The organism is Pseudomonas folii, from assembly GCF_014357575.1.
Lineage (GTDB): Bacteria > Pseudomonadota > Gammaproteobacteria > Pseudomonadales > Pseudomonadaceae > Aquipseudomonas > Aquipseudomonas folii.
Window position 1 is genome coordinate 1 of record NZ_JACONW010000236.1, and the last position, 5,748, is coordinate 5,748.

Consider the following 5,748-nt stretch of genomic DNA (forward strand, 5'->3'; position numbering starts at 1 on the left):
CTACAGGCCACACGTTGGCACCGTAAATCACTCACAAAAAAAGGAGACCCGAAGGTCTCCTTTTTGTTGAGCCAGAAACCCTTAGAACAACACGCGGCTACGGATCGTGCCTTTGACGTGTTGCAGCTTTTCCTGGGCCAGATCGGAATACTCGGCATCGACGTCGATGACCACGTAACCGACTTTCTCGTTGGTCTGCAGGAACTGACCGGAGATGTTGATGCCGTTTTCGGCGAAGACCTTGTTGATCTCCATCAGCACGCCCGGGATGTTCTCGTGGATGTGCAGCAGGCGGTGCTTGCCAGGGTGAGCAGGCAGGGCCACTTCAGGGAAGTTGACCGAAGACACCGACGTACCGTTGTCGCTGTATTTGACCAGCTTCTCAGCCACTTCCAGACCGATGTTGGCTTGTGCTTCGGCGGTCGAACCACCGATGTGCGGGGTCAGGATCACGTTGTCCAGGCCGCGCAACGGGCTTTCGAAGATGTCGTCGTTGGAGCGAGGCTCAACCGGGAACACATCGATAGCGGCGCCGATCAGGTGCTTGTCCTTGATGGCGTCAGCCAGTGCGTCGAGGTCCACGACCGTGCCGCGAGCGGCGTTGATCAGGATGGCGCCCTTTTTCATGGCGCGGATTTCTTTCTCGCCAATCATCATTTGGGTGGACGGCAGTTCAGGCACGTGCAGAGACACGATGTCGGCCATGCCCAGCAGCTCGTTCAGGCTTGGTACCTGAGTGGCATTACCCAGTGGCAGCTTGGTCAGCGGATCGAAGAAGAACACCTGCATGCCGAGGCTTTCGGCGAGTACAGACAACTGGGTACCGATCGAACCGTAGCCGACGATGCCCAGTTTCTTGCCACGGATTTCGAACGAGTTGGCAGCGCTTTTGATCCAGCCGCCACGGTGGCAGGATGCATTCTTCTCCGGGATGCCGCGCAGCAGCAGGATCGCTTCAGCCAGGACCAGTTCGGCAACCGAACGAGTGTTGGAGTACGGCGCGTTGAACACCGCGATACCGCGCTCGCGAGCCGCGTCCAGATCAACCTGGTTGGTACCGATGCAGAAGCAGCCGACCGCGACCAGTTTCTTCGCGTGATCGAACATTTCTTCTGTCAGCTGGGTGCGAGAACGGATGCCGATGAAGTGAGCGTCGGCGATCTTTTCTTTCAGTTCGGCTTCCGGCAGAGACTTGGTGTGGTACTCGATGCTGGTATAACCGGCTGCCTTGAGGACATCCACAGCGGATTGATGGACGCCTTCGAGAAGAAGGAACTTGATCTTGCTCTTGTCGAGGGAAGTCTTGCTCATCTGCTTTAACCTGTGTCCCGGAGAAATTTGGCAGTAAGTGAAGCGGTCGCGAATCGGGCCGTCAGCTCGATTGGCGGGGGGCGTATGCTAGCATATGCACCCCGCTAAACCCCATTCCTGGACGTGAAGCGTTCTCAGGATGACCATGAATTGTTCGAGAGTTCCGTCGATGATCCATTCTGCGCTGGTAGATGAACTGAAGACCCTGGTCGAGCCTGGAAAGGTGCTGACCGATGCCGACTCTCTGGAGAGATACGGCAAGGACTGGACCAAGCAATTCACGCCTGCACCCGTGGCCATTGTCTTTCCCAAGACTGTCGAGCAGGTTCAGGCCATCGTCCTGTGGGCCAACGAACACAAGGTCGCGCTGGTGCCATCTGGCGGCAGAACCGGGCTTTCTGCGGCGGCCGTGGCGGCCAATGGCGAAGTGGTGGTTTCGTTCGATTACATGAATCAGGTGCTGGAACTGAACGTCACCGAGCGCACGGCTCGCGTTCAACCCGGCGTAATCACCAGGCAACTGCAGAACCTCGCGGAAGAAAGCGGCCTTTACTACCCGGTGGATTTTGCATCCTCGGGTTCCAGTCAGATTGGCGGCAATATCGGCACCAATGCTGGCGGGATCAAGGTCATTCGCTACGGCATGACCCGCAATTGGGTCGCGGGCCTGAAAGTGGTGACTGGCAAGGGCGACATCCTTGAGCTGAACAAGGACCTGATCAAGAACGCCACCGGTTACGACATGCGCCAGTTGTTCATCGGTGCCGAAGGTACGCTGGGCTTTGTCGTCGAAGCGACCATGCGCCTTGACCGCGCTCCCAAGAACCTGACCGCGATGGTGTTGGGCACTGCTGATTTCAACTCGATCATGCCGGTGCTGCACGCCTTCCACGGCAAGCTGGATCTGACGGCGTTCGAGTTCTTCTCCGACAAGTCGTTTGCCCGCGTCATGGCCCGCGGCGACGTACCTTCGCCCTTTGATACGCCTTGCCCGTTCTATGTGCTGCTGGAGTTCGAAGCCACCACCGAAGACCTGGCCAATGAAGCATTGGCGACCTTCGAGCATTGCGTCGAGCAGGGCTGGGTGCTGGATGGCGTGATGAGCCAGAGCGAGCAGCAACTGAAAAACCTTTGGAAGCTGCGCGAATACATCTCTGAGACCATTTCCCACTTCACGCCTTACAAGAACGACATCTCGGTGACTGTTTCCAAAGTGCCGGCGTTCCTGGGTGAAATCGATGCGATCGTTGCCGAGCACTATCCCGATTTCGAGGTGCTCTGGTACGGCCATATCGGTGATGGCAACCTTCACCTGAACATCCTCAAACCTGAGGCGCTCGACAAGGAAGAGTTCTTCGTCAAATGCGCCCGTGTAAACAAATGGGTGTTCGAAACCGTGCAGAAGTACAACGGCTCGATTTCCGCCGAGCACGGTGTGGGCATGACCAAGCGTGATTACCTGACGTATAGCCGCTCGCCGGTGGAAATCGAATACATGAAAGCCATCAAGGCGGCATTCGATCCCAACGGCATAATGAACCCCGGAAAAATCTTCGCTGTTTAATTGGCCGTCACTATCTATAGTGGCGTGACCACAACGAGACCAAGGAGCCGCCATGAGCTATCAGCATAAGTATGTCGACGGAACGAGCATCCACTTTCCCATGGGCAAGGCTGTATGCGTGGGGCGTAACTACGCCGAGCACGCCAAGGAACTGAATAACGCGGTGCCTACAGAGCCGCTGCTGTTCATCAAGCCTGGCAGCGCCGTAGTTGCGCTGGAAGGTGGTTTCACCATTCCGGCTGATCGTGGCGCGGTGCACTACGAAGCGGAAATTGTCGTGCTGATCGGCAAGCCGTTGACCAAGAACCCTACCCGTGAAGAAGTGCTGGACGCTATTTCCGGCTTTGCTCCCGGCCTGGACCTGACCCTGCGTGACGTGCAGACCAAGCTGCGCGACAAGGGTTACCCATGGGAAGAAGCCAAGTCTTTCGACGGTGCCGCTGTTATCGCCCCGTTTGTTCCGGCCGAAACCTTCTCCGACCTGACCGACATCGGCATTCGTCTGACCATCAATGGCGAAGTCCGCCAGGACGGTAACAGCCGCGACATGCTCAATCCTATCGTGCCGGTGATTCAGCACATGGCAGCCTGCTTCTCGCTGCAGGCCGGTGACGTCATCATGACCGGCACTCCGGCAGGCGTTGGCCCGCTGTTGGCTGGCGATGAGCTGGTACTGGAACTGGTAGGTCAGAAGCCTTTCGAAAGCAGCGTTCGCTGACTTTTAAGCGGTAACCAAAAACCGTCTGGGATGAGCATCACAGGCGGTTTTTGCGTTTTTTGCAGCCTCAATCGGTCAATTGGCGTTTTTTTCACAATTGATCTGGATAATCCGGCCTCCAGCTCCCCGCTTGGGGCACTGTGCCACTGGATGTTATCCATACTTGGGAACGCTCATGACCAACCCGTCATCTTCTGCCAAATCGCCACGTCGCCTACCTCGCCCGCGCTGGTACGTCTGGCTGTTGCTGGTTGTGGTGATTGCAGGCGGCGTTGCCCATGCAATGCATTGGGATGATCGTGGTCGGCTATGGCTGGGGGAGCGTTTCGAAAGTCTTGCCAACCGCGAGGCCAGTGTCTGGCTGCCGGACTACGTTGTCGACATTGACGCCAAACCGCTTCCAGGCATGGAGGACGATGAAGCGTCGGATGTGTCTTATAACCCGGTGACCAAAACACTTTTTGCGGTCATGGGAAAGAATCCCTTTCTGGTCGAATTGACCCTCAAAGGCGACGTACTGCGCAAGATCCCGTTGATTGGGTGGAGCAATCCTGAAGCGGTTGCCGTCATGGAGAATGGCTTCATGGCCATTAGCGATGAGCGCCAGCATCATCTGACTATCGTCAAGGTCACGCCGGAAACCACCACCCTTAATATCGCTGATTTCCGGGAATACGACCTCGGTCCTTCCGATAACCAGAATAAAGCGTTCGAGGGCACTGCCTGGGATCCGCGTCGTCAGCAATTGCTGCTGGGGGAAGAACGCCCCGCTGCGATATTCACCTGGGAAAGCGACGGTAGCGACGTCTTGAAAGGGGAGAAGCAAAAGGTCGAGAGCAAGTCTCTGGATATGCGCAATCTCTCTTCATTGACCGTCGAACCCCGTACCGGGCACACCCTGGCCCTGTCCGCAGACTCACACATGCTGCTCGAACTGGATGAAAACGGCCAACAGGTCAGCTTCATGACTTTGCTGGGTGGATTCAACGGTCTGAAAGACACTATTCCACGCGCTGAAGGTGTAGCGTTTGATGACGACGGCAATTTGTACATCGTCAGCGAGCCGAACCTGTTTTATTCGTTTAAGAAGAAGTAGGTCAGGTTCTGTCGAGCTGCCTGTAGGAGCTGCCGCAGGCTGCGAACTGCGGTACATCAGATGAAACGCCTTCGCAGCCTTCGGCAGCTCCTACAGGATCATTTGCGTGTGATGGCTCGCCGCCATTAAGCTTCAATTCATATTCGCATGGTATCCATGCTATCCGCCTGAACCTCGAGCAACCTGAATGCGCCTGCTTCTCTCCCGAAAAATCCTCATCCCTCTGCTCATTCTTCTCACTGTATTGGCGTTTTTTGCGGGTCGTGAATATCGCGTCGTTGAGCGTGCATCCTTCAACTGGAGGATTTTGTGGCAGGGCGAGGACGCCCAGGCTATCGGCCTGGGGGGCTATAAAGTCGTCATAGAAGCTCAACCCATTGCGGGCCTGGATTCTGATGCGTCGGCGCTGAGCTACGATCCAGATCGTAAAAGCCTGTTCACGGTGACTAACAAAGACGCCCAACTGGTTGAATTAAGCCTGGATGGTAGAACGCTGCGCCGCATTCCGCTGACGGGGTTCGGTGACTCGGAAGCGGTCGAATACATCAGCCCTGGTGTTTATGTCATTAGCGATGAGCGTAAGCAGCGCCTGATCAAGATCCACGTCGATGATGAAACCACTTTTCTGGACGCCAAAGATGCCGAGCAACTGACACTGGGTATCGGCTCCGGTAATAACAACGGTTACGAAGGCTTGGCGTATGACACGAAAGGCCAGCGTCTTTTTGTCGCCAAGGAGCGTCGACCGGTCCAGATAATCGAGGTGCGCGGCTTCCCGTATGCCAACGTCGAAACGCCTAATGTAGAGGTGTCTTCCGACTCCCGGCGTAATGCAGAGATTTTTGTGCGGGACATTTCCAGTCTGCAGTTCGACGAACGTAGCGGGCATTTACTGGCGCTGTCGGATGAGTCCCGACAAATCGTTGAGCTCGATACCAAAGGCCGGGCGGTAGGTAATGTTTCGTTGAGCAAGGGCTCAATGGGCCTTGGCAAAACCGTCCCCCAGGCCGAGGGTATCGCCATGGATGACGAAGGTACCCTGTACCTGGTGAGCGAGCC

The 5,748-nt window shown here is 56.2% G+C and carries 5 protein-coding genes; 4 read left to right on the forward strand and 1 reads right to left on the reverse strand.

The window, feature by feature from the left end; all coding sequences use genetic code 11:
* Positions 1 to 81: 81 nt before the first annotated feature.
* On the reverse strand, positions 82 to 1,311 hold the full coding sequence (serA, locus tag H8S59_RS25815; protein WP_095092609.1) for a phosphoglycerate dehydrogenase: 1,230 nt from the start codon (positions 1,309 to 1,311) through the stop codon (positions 82 to 84).
* Between the two features lie 169 nt (positions 1,312 to 1,480).
* Here serA and H8S59_RS25820 point away from each other — a divergent pair, with 169 nt between their 5' ends.
* The 4 genes from H8S59_RS25820 to H8S59_RS25835 all read left to right on the forward strand — a co-directional run.
* Positions 1,481 to 2,875, forward strand: coding sequence for an FAD-binding oxidoreductase (locus tag H8S59_RS25820; RefSeq protein ID WP_187523267.1), 1,395 nt, complete (start codon positions 1,481 to 1,483; stop codon positions 2,873 to 2,875).
* A gap of 52 nt (positions 2,876 to 2,927) precedes the next feature.
* Positions 2,928 to 3,593, forward strand: coding sequence for a fumarylacetoacetate hydrolase family protein (locus tag H8S59_RS25825; protein WP_087265896.1), 666 nt, complete (start codon positions 2,928 to 2,930; stop codon positions 3,591 to 3,593).
* 175 nt (positions 3,594 to 3,768) lie between these two features.
* Positions 3,769 to 4,689 carry an SdiA-regulated domain-containing protein gene (locus tag H8S59_RS25830; protein WP_187523268.1) on the forward strand — a complete coding sequence of 307 codons (921 nt, stop codon included), beginning with the start codon at positions 3,769 to 3,771 and terminating at the stop codon, positions 4,687 to 4,689.
* A 187-nt stretch (positions 4,690 to 4,876) separates the two neighbouring features.
* Positions 4,877 to 5,748 (forward strand): SdiA-regulated domain-containing protein (locus tag H8S59_RS25835; protein ID WP_187523269.1); only part of this gene is annotated, 872 nt, incomplete at its 3' end.

Bases quoted from the DNA above. Each gene is read 5' to 3' on its own strand.
- serA (WP_095092609.1), bottom strand. From the start codon at position 1,311: ATGAGCAAGACTTCCCTCGACAAGAGCAAGATCAAGTTCCTTCTTCTC.
- H8S59_RS25820 (WP_187523267.1), top strand. From the start codon at position 1,481: ATGATCCATTCTGCGCTGGTAGATGAACTGAAGACCCTGGTCGAGCCT.
- H8S59_RS25825 (WP_087265896.1), top strand. From the start codon at position 2,928: ATGAGCTATCAGCATAAGTATGTCGACGGAACGAGCATCCACTTTCCC.
- H8S59_RS25830 (WP_187523268.1), top strand. From the start codon at position 3,769: ATGACCAACCCGTCATCTTCTGCCAAATCGCCACGTCGCCTACCTCGC.